The organism is Rhodococcus sp. WY5 (assembly GCF_018588185.1).
Lineage (GTDB): Bacteria > Actinomycetota > Actinomycetes > Mycobacteriales > Mycobacteriaceae > Rhodococcus_F > Rhodococcus_F qingshengii.
On sequence record NZ_JAAMPR010000005.1, the window covers coordinates 41,103 to 56,854 of the forward strand.

Sequence of the window (15,752 nt, forward strand, 5' to 3'; positions counted from 1 at the left end):
CGGTCGGGCGTGACGTGTGTCGTCGGTTGGGGGTTGTGGTGTGGTCCGCAACCTGACCTGTGGATGGCCGTGTTTCGTTGGGGATAACTTTGCGTGTTTCCTGGTTGACGCCTTTCAGGGAATTGGGTCTCTTTAAGTTTTGATAGCGAGAATTGGTTGGTTTCGTTCGAAGTGTGGTGTCGTGTTAGCGCCTTGTGGTCGTATGAATGGGTGCTGATGGCATTGTCGGTATTCGTCGAAGTCTTCTGTTCTGTCGGATTGTGGAATTGTTTTGGACTTGTCGGTCTTTCTTACTCTTGACTGGATGGTTGGTTTGTTCGTCATGTCGTAGCAGGTCAGTAGCGGAAGCTGGACCAGATTGAAGTTTCAACCGGCGTTTCTACCGCAGTTAATCAGGTGCGCGGTTCCGTGGCCCCCTTTCCGGTGTCTTCATGCATACTGGGTTTTGTTGTCCGATTGTTTCGCTCTGTCGGGTATTCGTTCCGTCCATTCTTGGACCAGTAATTGGGGGTTGTGCACCATGGTTTTTGCAACAGTTTTCGCTCAGTCGATCGTGGAGGAAATGGATGCCGCTACTAGAGGGCCGGAGGAGGCTGTCGGTTACATCGCGTTAGCGTCGGTGTTTGTGTTCGCGGTTGTGGTGTTGGGTGTGCGGGCGGTGGCTCAGGAGATTCGCCGGCGAGGTGGGTATGGCGTATCGGTGGGGTCGGTCGTTGCGCCTGCGGTGGTGTCGGGGGCTGGGTTGGTGGGTGCGTTGGTTTTCGGGTTCCGGGCGTTCGATCGTGTTGATACGGGGCTGTCGATCCTCGATGCGGCGTTGTCGCTTTTGTTTGTGGTGTGCTTGATTGGTGCGCTCGGGCTGGGGATCTTTGTGTCGAGGCAGGCCGTGAAGTCGCTGGTGTGAGGGGGAAGGCGGGTGCGGGGCGGCGAACGCCACTGGCCGGTGGTCGTCGACGGTGACCGGGTTCGATTTCTAGAAAGATCAACGACGGGGGCAGTGATGGGTAAGGCGAAGAGTAGACGGAAAGCTGTTGTGCGGCAGGCCCCTGCGAGGCATTCGCCTGGCGATGATCTCCGGCATGGACTTGCAGTTCGGCAACGAGCGGTTATGGCGTTGTCGACTGGTGAGTTGAAGCCGTCGCAGATGCCGTTGTTGTTGGATGCGTTCGACGAGGCTTCGACACCTGTTGTGCAGTATTTGGAGCCGTGGGGTCTCGTGGTGTGGGAGTTGCGGAGTTTCCACGCGTCGGGAGTTGTCGGGCCGACGTTGAAGTGGTGGACCGATCTACACGGTCAACCAGCCGCTGTGTTGGCTGCGGATCCCGAGCGGTACTTCATGTTGGGTGGAACTCAGAAGTCCTATTACGGAGCAGCCGATGAGGAGGACATGCTTGTCATGTACTGCGGATATCGGTGCACCAGCCGAGCGACCTTGGATCGGCACGCCTATTTCGCGTCCGAGGAGATGACGGCGCTGATTTTGGCGGGAAGCGAAGGTTCGGCGGATGTCGGTGTGACACTCGCTGATCTGCCCTCGCCATCTGGCGTCGCCTATCTGACGCAAGCGGTGGGTGGTTTGGTGTTGCTGTGGAACACCATCGATGATCTGCTTTCGGTTCAATTGGTGCCGACCACGGGCGCTCGGGATTTCATCGTCAACCAGGGGGAGAAGAAGGTTGGGTGGGGGTACAGGTTCGGCGAGCACTTGTACTTCCCGATGCCGTTTGCCGAGGCGGAATTGAGTGACCCTGAGAGTGATTCCCCGCCAACACTTCAGAATGTCGGCGGGTACACCCCAGGGATGCCTGACGATGCGCCGGATTGGTCCCGCAAGGGTATTTATCAGGGGTGGACGTCCGAGCAGATCTTGTCGGTTTTCCTTTCGTTCACGCACATGCTTCGGCAGGGCGCGTTGGTGGACTCGTCGACGATTCGGACTGCGAAGTCGTCGTTGAGTGGGCGACGTCGCAAGCCGGGGTTGGTGACGTATCTGTCGTACCGTTCTCGTGGTGGAGCTCGTCCGGCAGTGGGCGATGACGGGTTGCCGTCGCGGGTGTACTCGCACAGGTGGACGGTTCGTGGTCATTGGAAGCGGCAGTGGTATCCGAGTGAGCAGCGGCATCACCCGATTTGGATTTCGACGTACATCGCGGGGCCGGACGGTGCGCCGATCAAGACGTCGGACAAGGTGACTCTGCTTTGACCGGGGGATGCTGCTGTCGCCTTCGCTTTGATCCGGCCGGGTGGAAACAAGAGGTGGTGTGATGGTTTTCGAACGCGTTGTGTTGAGTGCAGGGTTCATTGCGTTGGTGATCGGTGGGTTGACCGTCCTTTCAGGTTTCTTTGAGCTGTCTTGGTGGATGGGTGTTCCGATCATCGTCGGAGGGGGTGTCGCGACAGCGTTCGCGATGCTTGGGTTCTGGGAGTTCGTCGACCGAACGCCGCGGCGGCAAGACAAATGACCGGGCGTGATCGAGCGTGGAGACAGTTGAGGTGCAGTAATGGATTTTGAACGCTTCGTGTTGTGCGCCGGACTCTGTACGACACTGTTGATTGGTTTGAGTGTTCTCAGCTACTTCCTTCAATTGTCATGGTGGATGAGCTTTCTGGTGACTGGCGGTGGTTTCGCAGCAGTGTTTGCCGCAGGATTCGGGATCTGGGTGGCAGTCGACCGAGCACGGTGGCGCCGAGACGTTTGAGGCATCGTGAAAGTCGCGTTGGCACGGGTAGGAGGTGGAGATGATGCGGAAGGTCAAACCGTTGTCCACGGTGCAGGAAGCGGCGTGGCGTGCACGGGTGGAGGGGTTGTCCGCCCAGGTTGGGGTGTCGTGCCCGCGCGTGGAGTTCGTTGATGGGGGGATGGTGACTGGTGCTTCCTATCATCCGTTTTCGGATCGGTTGAAGATTCGGGTGAAGTGGATCGCTGCGGCTGGTGGTGATCCTTCGTCGCGGGCGGCGACTGCGTTGTTGTCGCACGAGCTGGGGCACAAGGCGGATCGACGATTCGTGTGGTTTTCGCTTGCGCTTGTGGTGGTGTGCTGTGCTGGTCTTTTATCGGCGGTGTGGTTCGCGGATGGTGTGTGGCCAGCTCTGGGCGCGGTATTGGCAACTGTGGTGGTTTTGACGCCGGTGTTTCATCAACGTGAGTTTCGTGCTGATGATGTTGCTGCGGATACGGCTGGGGTGCGCGGGGTGGTGGAGTGGTTCCGCGTGGCACCAGGGGGGTCAGCTGCAGGTCTCTTTCATCCTTCGGATGCGGCGCGCGTAATACGGCAGGAATTGCGTTCGGGGCGGCCGGCGGAGTGGGTGGCGTTCGAGGGCGATCTGGAAGATCGGCGGGTGGAGGGTCGCCGGCGGGTGGTGGCGTGTTGGCGTGAGTTGTGTGCGTCGGCGTGGGGTGTGGTGCAGCGGCCGTTCGATCGGAGGAAGCGGCCCTGGTCGTGTGCGCTGATATTGCTTGGCGTGGGATTGGTTGCGGCTTACCTCTTCACGGGTGAGTGGCGGCTCCTGGCTCTGGCGTTGGGTGCCCCTGTGCTCTTTGGCGTGGTGGGTTTTCTTGTCTACTTCGTTGTTCCTGGATGGCGTTTGTCGAGTGCGGATGGCTGCGCTTCGTTGCGGGTGGTGCCGCGGCGCTCGGTGCCGGGGGTGTACGAGGTTCGCGGTTATTCGCGGTGGCCTCGTACCGCATCGACCGGTGTTGCGGCGGACGGGTTCGTTGATGACCTTCTCGGTGCGGTGGATACACATGGGGTCACTTTGGTTGCACGGTTTGCGGCTGAGGGGCTGCGGGAGAAGTATATTCGGCGGTTTCTTTTCGAGGACGCACCGCTGAATTTGTGTCAGACGCTCAGTGTTGGGAAGGCTCACTGGTTCTTGGTGCGGCCGCCACGAAAAGTTATGGGGCGGGGTGTGTCGTGAGTGTTGATGTGAGGCGTTGGGTGCGGAATTGCATATGCCGTAGGCGTGGAATTGCCGGTGGCGCTGACTCTTGCCGAGAACGGTGAGTGGCTTTCTTCATGTTCGTGGTGTCATGTGCAGGTGCGATGATCTGGGAAGTGTCCTGACATTGGCGTGCGTGTTCTGGTTTTGCCGGGCGAAAGGGGTGAGGAATTTTGACGGATATGGAGCGCTTGATGGTGGGTCTCCCCTTCTGCATGTTGGTGATTTCCGCATTGATCGTTGTCACGGGCTTTCTTGACTTGTCCCCGGCCGCAGCCGTTGTGGTCGCGAGCGGTGTTACCTTTGTGCTGTTCTGCACAGTGTTTGGGATCTGGTTGCTGATCGACCGAGTTCGGTTGCGGCGAGCTAAGTGACACGGTCGACGGTGTTGTTCTCCCCAGGCAATTTTGCATCATCCCTGCCACAGTCTTGCTGGCCGAGTGTGGTGAGTAGGTACAGGAAAGTGACGGTCCGATGTCGATTATGGTGACTGCAGTCGTTGTGGCGGGTTTCTTCGTGGTGTTCGGTCACTTCGCCGGTGTTCCCCGAGCTCAAACAGTTGCCACCATCGTGGTGATTCTGCTGTCTGCTGTGCCGACACTCTGGATCGACGAAACTACTTCGTTTGCAGCTGCTTTCGGCATTTTTGTTTCCACGGGTGTTCTCGTGTCCCTTGTTCTGGGTGGGGTGTGGTTTCTTGTGAGGTATGTGCGTGGCCGTCGCGACTCGCGTTTGTCCAATTCTGGCGGCGAATTGGGTGGCGTGGGTAGCTGAGGCGTTTGTCGTCGAAGCTTCTTTGTTGTCAAAGGCTTGGACGTTTTCAGCTGAAGGGTGCACGGGTTTCGGGCACTGCCGGCGGCAGCGATCTTAGGGGCGGATTTCGCTAGCCGATGAGCCGTCACTTCCTTCTCGCATCGCGAGAGCTGCGAGAGCTGCGAGAGCTGACAGTTCCGCCATCGGTTTCTCGAGGGCATCAATCCACTCTTGGCCACCGGTGATCATCGCCTGCATCGCTTCCCAATGCCTCCCGTCCGCAAGAATCTGCAACACCTCGGTTCTTCCTCGGGGCGGCAAGTCCTCGATGTCGAGCATGCCGACGTTGCCCTGGTTGAGGGCAACGACAAGCTCGTGAGTTTCGAGCTCCGAGATCATCGGAATCAGTGCCTCCAGAGCGAGGGCAAAGACTGACGAACGGGCGGTCCAACGTGCTCCCGACGAGAAGAAGATCGTCCAGCCATGACAGCCCTCTTTCCGATAGTCGACGCTGTAGTGGGTCGGCGCCTCGCTTTCCCCATTGAACAACGCGGGTCTGACTATGGCGGCCCGCGACATGTGATGATCTGAGCTGACACAGCGCCACGGGGTGCGTAGAGATCCGGCGATAGTCACCGAATTGGCGCGTGATGATACGGAAACCGATGAGTGCGGAAAGATTTCGCACCAGGATGAGGGGGCACCTGAATGCAGATATACACCAAGTACGCGAGTCTTCGAGTGGTGGATCTGCCATACCCCGAGGGGTTGGGAAAGGAGGAGCACAAGGGGATCCAGGCTGCGGTGAAGAACCTTTTGGGGGCAGACGAATTAGATCCCGAGGTTCACGAGGCTCACTTCTGGACCGGGCCGTATCAGGCTGCCGTAGCGGAGCACCTCGCGCCGTTCTTTGCCGAGGACGGAGACATCGTGGACATCGCACGCTGGGGACTGGAAATTGCAGAGGCCAACCCGGCATTCGGTGTGGCAATACCAGGAGGCGAGGCGCATGTTGGGATTTTCGCGGCGAACCTCCCGCCTCAACGCGGTTACTCCAGCAACAAGTCGGAGTGGCAAAAGCGCAAGTGGGCTGGGCAACCCCCAAGGCTGTTCTTCAAGGACGGGCACCTCACGATCCTGGACGGTCGCCACCGCCTGAGCTACCTACGATCGAAGGTTCAGAAGAGTGACCCAGACTTTCCAGTGCTGGTGCGAATCCAGTGGGAAGGTCCGTGAGTCAGTTCAGGCGAATCGCGGCGTCGGTATGCGTGCGCGGGTGCGGTGACACACGATGGCAGAGAGTAAAGGGTTTGTAGGGGGAGTATGCGCATCAAAGATGATCATCCGGAGCTGTTTCGGCAGTTGCATCCGACACGGAACGTGGGGCTGGATCCTGGTTCGGTGACGAATTCGTCCCACCGGATGTTGTGGTGGTTGTGCCCGGCCGGCCATGAATGGTTGGAGTCAGCGTTTCAGCGGACCGCTGAGATGGGGTGGAAGAACGGTGACCGCTATGCCTGTCTGTATTGCGTTGCTCCTGGGTGTGTGGTGAACAGTTGTGGTCATCGGAAGTTTCGGGGCGGTAAGAACGCGATTTTCCGTGTGCTTGCGCATCCTTGTGACAAGTGTGAGATCACCGAGCACGCGCGTCTGATTCTCGATGCGCAGGCCGAGGCTGGGCCTGCCGCGGTGAGAGTTCTCGAGGACAGTCCGTTGTATGCGTTGTTCTGCAGTCGGGGATCAGAGGTGGTGGAGTGGTGGGAGCAGTTGTTTCCGCTGTTCGAAGCCTATTTCGTTCGGATGGTCAGCTTGTACATCGCTGTGGATTCGGTGCAGGGTCGTCGTGCCTTGAGTTGGCCGCAGCCCGCTGTGCTTGGTGGGTGCATGCTTCGCATTCTGGAGGTGTTGCCGGCGAGTTGTCAGGCCGAAATGCAGTCGGTCGTGCCAGCGGAATCGGGGCATTTCGGGCGTGCGGGTCGTACGACCCTGCCTGAAGTGCACCGGCGTTTCGAACTCGGGTGGGCGTTGAAGAATGCTGGGTTCGATATCCGCGACGAGGCGTTGGACGTCGATGTCGATCTGCGTGTGCTTTTCCTCGAGAAGCAACGTTTTTCGTCGACGGGGGAGGAGTCGCCGGTGGATTATTCGCATCGGCACTATCCCGCGTTCGATGCTGCGTCGTTCGACCGGGAGAAGGCATCTGCGGAGGTGCTGCGCAATTTTCGGCCGATGGAGTTCCCGCAGCGCGTGAGGGCGGTGCGGGTGACGCTCGCGGAATCGGCGTCGGCGGACGTCGGCGATCCGCTTGGGCGAGTACATGTCGGGTATGCGCCGGGCCTGTCACCGGAGGAGTTGTGGGAGCGGGCGCGTGGGGTGTGGAAGTTGCGTGCCGATCACGTTGTGGCGTCGTCGATTGTTCTGTTTGTCTTCGACCGGCGGGTGGTGTTGGTTGCGTCGATCTCGGGTCTGTCCGTTCATCGTGACGGTCTGGCGATTGTCGGGACACCGCTGGTTGGTCACCCGTTGATTGGCCGGCCGGATCCGCTGCACACACCGAATCCGTTGGCCCACGGAGCTTTCGATCAAGGGAAGGTGACGCGATGAGGAGCGATATTTCGCGTCATCTGTATGAGGTCGGGTCGGCGCTGTGATGTCGGATGCGCGTAAGACCAGCGATGTGGGGTCGATGTTGCAGTTTCTGCTCGCGACCCAACCTGTCGGTGAGGTGCAGGTCGTTGACGGTTGCCGGGAGATGCGCCGGCATGTGCGATCGAATCCGTTGCCGGCGGCCGGTACCGGCGGGGCGGTGTGGGCGCAGTCGGTGGCAGCGGCGATGGAGAAGCCGCAGCGCGCGAGATCCGGCCTGAAGTCGTCACCGCGCGGACCGAAGTCTCCGGTGCAGTCGTGGACTGCTGTTCTCAACGTCGGTGCGGAGGCTCTCGCGGGAGTGAACGGTGACGTGTCGGTGATCTCCAGTGGCGTCATGGGCCGTCTCGGTATCGGCTCCGACGATGGTTCGTGGAGGTGGATCGCGTTGTCATGTCCGGCTATTGGCGGGTTTGTGCGTCGTGTGCAGTTGGCTGCGACGCCGCTCGACAACCGTGACCCCACCTGGAGTCTGCTCGGCCATGACCGATGGGCGCCGCGTGTAGTGGCGAAAGTTGCGGCGGATGCAGAACGTGGGTTTCTGCTCTGACATACGAAGCGGCGGGCGACGGCTGAACCACGGTATTCCGCCACATTCATGCTCCGTTCTGCGTCTATGGCGTCGAGAGGCGCATCTTTTCCGTTTTGGGGGCCGATCGTGTCGGGGTGCGATGGTTTGCGGGTGTTTGGGTGTGCGGAGATGTAATGGGTGCGGGGTAGAACTGACCTATGGATTCTGTGGAATGCGCTGATGTTCAGTGACATGTCAAGGTGACTGTGCCTCAGCCGCCGTGGGCGGCAGTCGCAGCTTTGTGGCGCTGAGAGTTCAGTGAGTACGAAAGCTGTTGTGCCGGAGTGTCGGTCATTCTGCTCAACGGTCCGAGCCACCGAATCGAGAGGTCAGTATCGATCCGGCGGCCCGAGGCTCGCCGATGAGGGTCGGCGGGCAATTGCGATGTTATAGACATATAGGCCGGCGGGTGGGTAGTGCCATCGGCTGGATGAGCGCACAGGAGGGGTCATGGCATCACCGGAGAAAAGGCTCGAGGAGCTGAAGGCGCGACCGTCGGGGCAGGTCATGCTAGCTCGTCCGGGCAGTTGGTGCCGATGGATCTACGTGGCCAAGGCCCTCGGGACGATCGCGCTCGCCATCGGTGCGTTCGTATGCGTACTCGGACTTCTCGCCCTCCCCCTGGGCTTTCTGGCAGCGGGCACAAACCCGCTCGAACTTCTCTTCCCCGCGATGGATGAGACGAACAACGAACCCACCGACTGGCTGGTGCAGGCAGGTGGGTGGGCGGTGTTCGGGGGGCTCGGCCTTACGCTCGCCGGTTACGGACTCGACGGTGCTGCCGAGGTGAAGATTGCAGGCCCTGACATCGTGACCGCCGGCGAGATCGTCAACGCGCCTACACGACTGGCGAGGCCCCTGGTACGGGCACTCGACGCAGCGGAGACGATCAGGCGCTCTGCTGCCGTGCGGGAAGGGTGGCTCACCGGTATCGACGTCGACGCAGCCCTGTGGAACCTCGCGCAGCAGTTCACAGCCGGAGTGCACCTCGATGGAGAACTGCGCGCCGTGTACGACCAGGTGGCCGGGGCGTCGGTACCCGACTTCCGGGAGCAGATCGACGCGGCTGAAGCTGCTGTTCTCTCGTGCACCGAACGATTGAGGGAAGGAACGCAACGACTGGTGGACATCGCCGACCGTGTCGGCAGTTTCGACCGCGAGCTTGCCGAACCCGCACGGCGAGCCGAGCTGACGAAGGAACGCGAACGCCGTACACGCCGCACCCGTGAGCAGGTCGCGAAACTCACCGCAGCACGGACCGCAGTCGAGAACATCGAGCCGGTCCTCGACAACGTCGCCGACATTGCCGCGGGGCAGCTCGATGCCTACGACGAGCTTCCGAAGATCGAAAAGATCTGAAAAGCAGGGGTATTGGAGATGGCGAATTCGAACGCATCAGCAGCATCCTGGGACGTTAGCGGGATGGCCCGTGGAACAGAATGGTGCCCCTCCGAGGATTTCGGGAGTCTCTCGAATAGGGTGCGGATATGACGTCTGTCGTTGAAAGGGAGGGGGACGTGGTGCCCGTGGGGCAGATGGCGAGCGGGAATGTTTTCCGTACTCGTCTGAATGAACTGTTCGCCGATGCGGGCCCGAATCTGACCAACGCCGGCGTTGTACGCGGCCTTCTCGAACACGGTTGCCGGATCTCGAAGCCGTACCTCTCCCAGCTACGTCACGGGCACCGCGCGAGCCCCTCCGACGAGGTCGTGACCGCGCTCGCGGACTACTTCGGTGTCTCCCGTGGCTACTTCTTCACCGCCCCCGCCGCGAGCGGTGACGTTCACGTCGATGACGCCCAGATAGTAGAGGGTTTGGACGACGCGGCGCACAAGGCGCTGCTGCTGGCAGCGAACGAACTCTCCACGCCTTCGCTGGAACTGCTGGCCGATCTGGCTACCAAACTCCGCATCTCCGAAGGTCGCCCGGTGATTCCTGCGGATTCACCCTCCTACGTGCGCCTCGTCGAGGCGGCCTTCCGGTCTCGCCATTCCGTATCGCAGCCGCAGATCAGGCACCCGTAACCCCTGTTCGGCTGACCGGTTGCCGGAACGTCACTGAATTCGTTAGGGCCGTCACCCTTTTGTGATCGTGAGCCCCGTCACATGGACGTTTTAGATGAAACTGCCTGGTCTGCGTTCTCTGTTCATGTTGCGGTAACCCTGAGTAGGGCGTGGTGTTACCCGATTCCGGTTTTTGGGGCTGGTCGGTCGTCTATGTGGTGTTGTAGCGTCCCGACCAGACATTCAGCAAAGTTTCGGCAATCGCTGTGGTTGCTGGACTGCTGTTTCACCGAGGGAGATTCGCGCATGGACACGATGACAAGCACCACCCCCTCTACGGCGGTGCGAGGACGCGGAACGTTCAAGGCTGCGGGTGCTTGTGCTGCGGTCTCAGCGGCATTGATGGTGGGCAGCCTTGCGTTCGCGGGGAGTGCGTCCGCCACCCCGACGGCGCTGCCGGACGAGTTCGCGCACACAGTCACCGACGACGGCTGGACCCTCGACCTCGCGGCTACCAAGCTATCGGCGAACCCGGTCCCGAACCTGGCGACAACCGCATTCACCCGCGAGGGATTCGTGTCGGCGAAGGTCACCGGCACCATCACCGGCGCCGGAAATTCTGCGGTGAAAACGGGCTACATCGAGCAGGGGCTGCAGATCGGCTGCCAAATCGACGTCTCTTCCGGCCTCGGCCTGGGACTGGGCTTTTCGCTCGGCCCGTCGGTGGGTGTGTCCATTTCCGGCACCGGCCCGAGTGCGAACGTGGGTGCGAACGCGTCGGTGAACCCGAGCATCCAGACCACCATCGCACCGGGCACGATCACCACAATTCCGCTGGGGAAGAAGGACCTCGAGGCTGCGAAGGCGTCGATCACGGCGGAGAACGTGCACGTCAAGGTCGATGCGTGCATGGGCCCAGTCACGATCCGCTCGTACGCACAGTTCGCCGTGTCGACGGCGACGTCGGACAACAGTGTGTTCGTGTACTCCGATCCCACCTGGCTCTGACTCCTCCGCGTCTGTCTCTGCACATCGTCTGGTGTGCAGCACTTTTCACACTCCGATAGGAGACCATTCATGTCTAGTACACGCGCGAAGACGATTGCGGTAACCACCGCAGGAGCGGTGGCGGCGACGGCGGGAATGCTGCTCGCGTTCGCTCCGGCCGCGAGCGCGGCGCCGGCTGAGTTGGGTGCCCCGGTGGTGCAGGTTCCCCTCAACCACGCCGTGACGGTCGCCGCCCGAGACAGCGGGATCGTGGCCGCCCTCTCGAATGCAAACGTGACGATCCCGGTACCGGGGTGGGAGCGCGTCATCGACGCGTCGGCTGATGTCCTGGCAAGCCAGACGGCCCGTGCTGCCCAATATCCGAACGGGTGCACCTCGTTCCAGTTCTACCTTCCGCCGGGCGGAACGTGGGCTGCTCAAGCAACTTCGTACATCAACTGCCCCTGGTAATCAGCTACAGCTTCCTGTGCACTGCTGCATCTTTTCCCGGTGACCGCCCGTTCCTTGGTCGGTGACGGGTATCTCGAGTCCCGCGTTTCTGGTTGGCGGGGAAAGGAATTCACCCCCGATGACGACCTCGTCGAACGCCCCGATGACTTCACCGACCCGCCGCGACATGACTGCCGAGCGTGCGTTGCCGTACGTGCCTCCGGGAACCGTTCCGGCTCCGGCAGCCGTGTATGACGATCTACCCCGCAACGCAGTCGGTACGGGTGATCGGGGGTGGGACCCGGACAGTGAACTGAGTCAGAGGTCGAAGGCTGTGATCGCGGCCGTGTTCGGGCTCGCACTACTGATTGCGGCGTTTGCGGTGATCGGACGCCTCGGGGGGTGGGCGGCGGATTACGGGACGATTCTGGTGTATCTGGCATTCTTTCTGTGGATGTCGATCGCGGGGCGGGTGTTCTGGTGGGGCGCAGATACACTCATCGCCGAGATTCGGAAGAAGTCGAACACGGCCGGTGATCGCCGGTGAAGACGTCACGCCGGTTCGACCGCACCTCGCCGACCACGGTGATCTCCACCGTGGTGGTGCTCGCGGCGATGGTGATCGCATTGCTGGCGCTGCTGATCTTTGCTCCGACCTCCTCGGCAGGGCCGGCAGAGGACTGCGCAGCGGTGCGGGCACGTGATCATCAGATCTACCTGAATCTGATCGCCTCACTGCCGCCCGGTGCGCCGATTCCGCCCGAGTACATCAACCCATGCCTGACCGCGGCGCCCACCACCACGACGGCTGTGCCGACGACCACGGTCGGGCTTCCGGGTGCGCAAGCTCCGGGCGGTGGTCCGAATGTCGGTGCGAATGCTCCGACGAATTTCCCGACCTACAACGGCACCCCCATCGTCCCGGTTCCGACGATCGAGGTTCCGCCTGTTGCTTCCGAGTCCCCGACTTCGGAAACCGGTGCCGGCGCATTCCCTGATGCGTCGAAGCCACAGGTTCCCTCACCCACATCCACACTCAACCCCACCCCGGGTGAGGGAACCACCACCGACCGCGGCCCCGGACCCGTCCCCACCTCGGCACCGGATAGCGTTCCCGCACAGTCGGAATCAACACCGGCTGCCACGACCTCGGGGCTCGACGACGATAATGGACGTGACCGTTACCTCGAACTCGTGTTGGTCGGCGCCGCCGCGTTCACTGCAGGCGGGATCGGAGTGCGCGGTCGCCGTTCACCGTTCGGCCCACGTACACCGCTGAATGGACGTACACCGGAATCGGTTCTCTCCCAGGGGGTCGGAACTCTCGCCTCACCTCTGATGCAGTACGCCAAGGGCGGCCAGTCGAAGATCACGGTCACCGAACCAGACGGCGGACGCCGCACGTTCTTCCTCATCCACGACGCGACATCCTCACACGAAGCGGAAATCCCTGTCGACGTTCCGCCCGGCGGCCACATGAATGTCAATTCGGACGGCTCCGTCACCGTCTTCGACGCGGACGGAAACACGGTCTCGGTTGTGGCAGCGCCGTGGGCGTACGACGCCAACGGAAACCCTGTTCCGACGGACTACGAAGTCCGCGACGGCCGCCTGATTCAGAAGGTGTACGCCGACGAAGCGACGGCGTACCCGATTTTGGCTGATCCGCCGGACAAGAAGGTGAAGGCACCAGCTTCGGTGGCCTCGAAGCAGGTGACGAAGAGCTCGAACACCACGTCGAAGCCGAATTCCGCGACGCCGCGTACGAGTCCGCAGAAGCCGCAGAGTGGGAACACGAATTCGGGGAACACGTCCGGCGGGAATACCTCGGCACCGAACTCGATGACACCGCGCACGAGTCCACAGAAACCGCAGAACAGTGGGAACACGAATTCGGGCAACACCTCTGGTGGGGACACGTCGGCACCGAACTCGATGACACCACGTACGAGTCCACAAACGCCGGCCGTCAGCGCGGAGCAGCAAGCGACCAATCAACTCGCCGCAGCGCACGGCGAAGCCCCCTCGGGTACCGGCACTTCGGACGCACCGAATTCGATGACGCCGCGCACGACGCCTCAGAAACCGCAGAACAGTGGGAACACGAATTCGGGCAACACCTCTGGCGGGAATAGGTCGGCACCGAATTCGATGACGCCGCGCACGAGTCCACAGAAGCCGGCCGTCAGCGCGGAGCAGCACGCGGCCAATCAACTTGCCGCAGCGCACGGCGACGTCCCGGACGGTTTCACCGGAAACGTACCGTTGGCTTCGAATTCCGATCAGGGCGCACCGAATTCGATGACGTCGCGGACGTCACCGCATTCCCCGACCGGGTACATTCCGCACTTTCCGCCCTCCAGTGAACCGTTGGGATCTCCGTTCTACGTTCCTCCGCCCAAAGCAGACGAGAAGGCGTTGGCCGAATCTTTTGCGAACCACGGCGGATGGCTGACCCAGGTGCTGAGCGGGAGAGAGCAAGGGATCTATGTCGGTGCCGCGACGGCAGCGATGAGTGTGATGCGCAGTAACGGCAATAACCAGTCCGCGGACATGATCGATCACTACTTCAACGGCGGCGGATCCCCCTATCAGCTCAGCCCTGAGCGAGTGGCCGAAATTATGTCGGGAACCGGCGCGGGCCTACCCACTGACGCGACTGCACCGGCAGACTTCGTCAATGCTCAGCGCCAACTGGCGGTTGAGCAGGCCGTGCAAGCGGCGAGGGAAAATCCCGACCTGATCGGACAACCGATCCCGTATCGAAGCGGCTGGAATGCAATTACCGCGTCCCCAGCGGACCCTGATGCGGTTCAATCGATCAATCACTTCAACGCGCAATACAACGCCGTAGTTGTCGTGGGTGACGCGGATGCGTCCGGAGTCGCTCCGATCGAGATCCGATCGAATACCAACATCGCCGACGCATACGATTTCGACCATCACTCCTGGGTGACGCCCGAGCATTCGGTACCCGGAGAGGGCGTTCTCTCACAAACCAAAGGGCTCGGGGTGCAGGCAGTGGGAGACTTGATGGCGTCGGCAAACGAAGCAGGATTCGCGACGCCGTACCCGGTGCACGGCGAGACCGGAATCGTGACCGAAACCGGAACTGCACAGGTGCGTTGAACATGACGAGGAGTCAGCAGTGACGAATGCAACTGGTAACGGCCGCACGCGCGGGCCGCGCCGCGGAAAGCTCGTGCGGCTACTCGTCGTGCTTGGTGTTGCTGTTGTCGTCGTTGTCGTCGCTGGTTTCTGGACCTTGATAATTTTGGGCGCGGGGGAGCTCAAACCCGATGGCGGCGATGCCCCTGCCACTGTGGGCAAGATCGGTGAGACGTTCGAAAGTGATGGTGTTCGGTACCGGATCACAGCGGTCGAACCGGTGACCGAGATTCCCTGCTCGACATCACCTGTGGGTGAGCTCCCCGTGTACCGGTTGGATATCACGATCACAGCAACCACATCCGCGGCCCGCTTGGATGATCCTGTCAACGAATTCGTGATCGCTCGAGCGCCGAACGGGTACGCAATGCCTGGCCCGCGGGTGTGCGATGCAACAGGACATGACGTGAGCACGAAGATGGCGTTGACCAGAAAGGATTGGCCGGTGAGTTTCTATTTCGAGTTCACTGCCGACGCAGGCGCCCCCATCACCGCGCAGATCTCCACCTACCCTCCAGTGTTCATCAACCTGACGTAACTCCTTACATCGAGTGCGACCGCACGCGTCGTCTGCCTGGTGTAGGGCCAAGCGTGCGGGCTTTTGGTGGACTACGACGTCCCCTCTATCGCGGTCGATCTCATCCGCCGCAGTTTTAGACGACCCCCCCGGCCATCGACGTCGTCACCACCGCCGAGGAGACCCACGGGTAGTAGCAGCAGCGGCCTTCGACGGGTCCGAAAAATACTGTCACGAAGCATGCTCGATGCCCATTAGAGGAGAATACGGATGCTCATCTTCGGAACACGCACGAAAACAACCTTCGTCGCGGCACTGTTCTTCACCTGCCACCTGTGCAGGGTTACCGCGGCGCAACGCCTGCACCGCCGCCGCACCTGGTTCACCCTGTTCTTCCTTCCCGTCTTCCCGTTCGGACACGGTCAGGACTACATGGCCTGCGCACACTGCGGACAAGCCACCGCCCTCGCTCGCCTCGATGCGGAACGGTTCGCCGCCGACGCCGCACACTACGAAGCTCAGCGTTTGAACACCGAAACGCTCGGCTGACGTGCGCGGGGTGCACTGTCCCGACAAGTCGCTTGCGGGCGCAAGGACACGAGAAGAGAGGAACGAAATGATTGTCCCCACGCTCGGAGGAATACTGTTTGCGATCTACCTCCTCATCTACCTCATCCGCAAAGGTTCCTACAAAAATCACCGGCCACCAGTTCCCGAC

The 15,752-nt window shown here is 61.2% G+C and carries 18 protein-coding genes; 17 read left to right on the top strand and 1 reads right to left on the bottom strand.

What is annotated here, in order from left to right; translation table 11 throughout:
* Window positions 1-520: 520 nt before the first annotated feature.
* The 6 genes from G4D79_RS33015 (at window position 521) to G4D79_RS33040 (ending at window position 4,713) form a co-directional block, all read left to right on the top strand.
* Window positions 521-904: a hypothetical protein gene (locus G4D79_RS33015; RefSeq protein ID WP_214514917.1), complete on the top strand. Its 384-nt coding sequence runs from the start codon at window positions 521-523 to the stop codon at window positions 902-904.
* Between the two features lie 204 nt (window positions 905-1,108).
* Entirely contained in the window at window positions 1,109-2,203 is a 1,095-nt protein-coding gene (locus G4D79_RS33020) for a hypothetical protein (protein WP_214514918.1), read from the top strand.
* 61 nt (window positions 2,204-2,264) lie between these two features.
* Window positions 2,265-2,462: a hypothetical protein gene (locus tag G4D79_RS33025; protein WP_214514919.1), complete on the top strand. Its 198-nt coding sequence runs from the start codon at window positions 2,265-2,267 to the stop codon at window positions 2,460-2,462.
* A gap of 39 nt (window positions 2,463-2,501) precedes the next feature.
* Window positions 2,502-2,699, top strand: coding sequence for a hypothetical protein (locus tag G4D79_RS33030; protein WP_214514920.1), 198 nt, complete (start codon window positions 2,502-2,504; stop codon window positions 2,697-2,699).
* Between the two features lie 40 nt (window positions 2,700-2,739).
* Window positions 2,740-3,918 (top strand): hypothetical protein, encoded by a 1,179-nt coding sequence (locus G4D79_RS33035; protein ID WP_214514921.1) that lies wholly within the window; start codon window positions 2,740-2,742, stop codon window positions 3,916-3,918.
* A gap of 495 nt (window positions 3,919-4,413) precedes the next feature.
* On the top strand, window positions 4,414-4,713 hold the full coding sequence (locus tag G4D79_RS33040; RefSeq protein ID WP_157127682.1) for a hypothetical protein: 300 nt from the start codon (window positions 4,414-4,416) through the stop codon (window positions 4,711-4,713).
* A 93-nt stretch (window positions 4,714-4,806) separates the two neighbouring features.
* Here the strand turns inward: G4D79_RS33040 and G4D79_RS33045 are convergent, their stop codons facing one another.
* The gene (locus G4D79_RS33045) at window positions 4,807-5,271 is read right to left on the bottom strand and encodes a hypothetical protein (protein ID WP_214514922.1); all 465 of its coding nucleotides are present in this window, start codon (window positions 5,269-5,271) and stop codon (window positions 4,807-4,809) included.
* A 129-nt stretch (window positions 5,272-5,400) separates the two neighbouring features.
* On the opposite strand from G4D79_RS33045, the gene G4D79_RS33050 reads away from it, so the two are divergent.
* From G4D79_RS33050 to G4D79_RS33100, 11 genes are all read left to right on the top strand, one after another.
* The gene (locus G4D79_RS33050; protein WP_214514923.1) at window positions 5,401-5,928 is read left to right on the top strand and encodes a hypothetical protein; all 528 of its coding nucleotides are present in this window, start codon (window positions 5,401-5,403) and stop codon (window positions 5,926-5,928) included.
* Window positions 5,929-6,015: 87 nt separating this feature from the next.
* A complete protein-coding gene (locus G4D79_RS33055; RefSeq protein ID WP_214514924.1) occupies window positions 6,016-7,296 on the top strand; it encodes a zinc-ribbon domain-containing protein in 1,281 nt (426 codons plus the stop codon).
* 46 nt (window positions 7,297-7,342) lie between these two features.
* Window positions 7,343-7,888 carry a hypothetical protein gene (locus tag G4D79_RS33060; RefSeq protein WP_214514925.1) on the top strand — a complete coding sequence of 182 codons (546 nt, stop codon included), beginning with the start codon at window positions 7,343-7,345 and terminating at the stop codon, window positions 7,886-7,888.
* 471 nt (window positions 7,889-8,359) lie between these two features.
* On the top strand, window positions 8,360-9,268 hold the full coding sequence (locus tag G4D79_RS33065) for a hypothetical protein (RefSeq protein WP_214514926.1): 909 nt from the start codon (window positions 8,360-8,362) through the stop codon (window positions 9,266-9,268).
* A 128-nt stretch (window positions 9,269-9,396) separates the two neighbouring features.
* Window positions 9,397-9,933: a helix-turn-helix domain-containing protein gene (locus G4D79_RS33070; RefSeq protein WP_214514927.1), complete on the top strand. Its 537-nt coding sequence runs from the start codon at window positions 9,397-9,399 to the stop codon at window positions 9,931-9,933.
* Window positions 9,934-10,314: 381 nt separating this feature from the next.
* Window positions 10,315-10,920, top strand: a complete 606-nt coding sequence (locus G4D79_RS33075; protein WP_214514996.1) for an MspA family porin — start codon at window positions 10,315-10,317, stop codon at window positions 10,918-10,920.
* A gap of 69 nt (window positions 10,921-10,989) precedes the next feature.
* Entirely contained in the window at window positions 10,990-11,370 is a 381-nt protein-coding gene (locus tag G4D79_RS33080) for a hypothetical protein (protein WP_214514928.1), read from the top strand.
* A gap of 118 nt (window positions 11,371-11,488) precedes the next feature.
* A complete protein-coding gene (locus tag G4D79_RS34875; protein WP_250888148.1) occupies window positions 11,489-11,896 on the top strand; it encodes a hypothetical protein in 408 nt (135 codons plus the stop codon).
* Window positions 11,893-14,478, top strand: a complete 2,586-nt coding sequence (locus G4D79_RS34880; RefSeq protein ID WP_250888149.1) for a hypothetical protein — start codon at window positions 11,893-11,895, stop codon at window positions 14,476-14,478. Before G4D79_RS34875 ends, G4D79_RS34880 begins: the two co-directional genes overlap by 4 nt.
* A 19-nt stretch (window positions 14,479-14,497) precedes the next feature.
* A complete protein-coding gene (locus tag G4D79_RS33095) occupies window positions 14,498-15,055 on the top strand; it encodes a hypothetical protein (RefSeq protein WP_214514929.1) in 558 nt (185 codons plus the stop codon).
* 249 nt (window positions 15,056-15,304) lie between these two features.
* Window positions 15,305-15,583 carry a zinc-ribbon domain-containing protein gene (locus tag G4D79_RS33100; RefSeq protein ID WP_214514930.1) on the top strand — a complete coding sequence of 93 codons (279 nt, stop codon included), beginning with the start codon at window positions 15,305-15,307 and terminating at the stop codon, window positions 15,581-15,583.
* Window positions 15,584-15,752: the final 169 nt, after the last annotated feature.

Bases quoted from the DNA above. Each gene is read 5' to 3' on its own strand.
- G4D79_RS33015 (WP_214514917.1), top strand. From the start codon at position 521: ATGGTTTTTGCAACAGTTTTCGCTCAGTCGATCGTGGAGGAAATGGAT.
- G4D79_RS33020 (WP_214514918.1), top strand. From the start codon at position 1,109: ATGGCGTTGTCGACTGGTGAGTTGAAGCCGTCGCAGATGCCGTTGTTG.
- G4D79_RS33025 (WP_214514919.1), top strand. From the start codon at position 2,265: ATGGTTTTCGAACGCGTTGTGTTGAGTGCAGGGTTCATTGCGTTGGTG.
- G4D79_RS33030 (WP_214514920.1), top strand. From the start codon at position 2,502: ATGGATTTTGAACGCTTCGTGTTGTGCGCCGGACTCTGTACGACACTG.
- G4D79_RS33035 (WP_214514921.1), top strand. From the start codon at position 2,740: ATGATGCGGAAGGTCAAACCGTTGTCCACGGTGCAGGAAGCGGCGTGG.
- G4D79_RS33040 (WP_157127682.1), top strand. From the start codon at position 4,414: ATGTCGATTATGGTGACTGCAGTCGTTGTGGCGGGTTTCTTCGTGGTG.
- G4D79_RS33045 (WP_214514922.1), bottom strand. From the start codon at position 5,271: ATGTCGCGGGCCGCCATAGTCAGACCCGCGTTGTTCAATGGGGAAAGC.
- G4D79_RS33050 (WP_214514923.1), top strand. From the start codon at position 5,401: ATGCAGATATACACCAAGTACGCGAGTCTTCGAGTGGTGGATCTGCCA.
- G4D79_RS33055 (WP_214514924.1), top strand. From the start codon at position 6,016: ATGCGCATCAAAGATGATCATCCGGAGCTGTTTCGGCAGTTGCATCCG.
- G4D79_RS33060 (WP_214514925.1), top strand. From the start codon at position 7,343: ATGTCGGATGCGCGTAAGACCAGCGATGTGGGGTCGATGTTGCAGTTT.
- G4D79_RS33065 (WP_214514926.1), top strand. From the start codon at position 8,360: ATGGCATCACCGGAGAAAAGGCTCGAGGAGCTGAAGGCGCGACCGTCG.
- G4D79_RS33070 (WP_214514927.1), top strand. From the start codon at position 9,397: ATGACGTCTGTCGTTGAAAGGGAGGGGGACGTGGTGCCCGTGGGGCAG.
- G4D79_RS33075 (WP_214514996.1), top strand. From the start codon at position 10,315: ATGGTGGGCAGCCTTGCGTTCGCGGGGAGTGCGTCCGCCACCCCGACG.
- G4D79_RS33080 (WP_214514928.1), top strand. From the start codon at position 10,990: ATGTCTAGTACACGCGCGAAGACGATTGCGGTAACCACCGCAGGAGCG.
- G4D79_RS34875 (WP_250888148.1), top strand. From the start codon at position 11,489: ATGACGACCTCGTCGAACGCCCCGATGACTTCACCGACCCGCCGCGAC.
- G4D79_RS33100 (WP_214514930.1), top strand. From the start codon at position 15,305: ATGCTCATCTTCGGAACACGCACGAAAACAACCTTCGTCGCGGCACTG.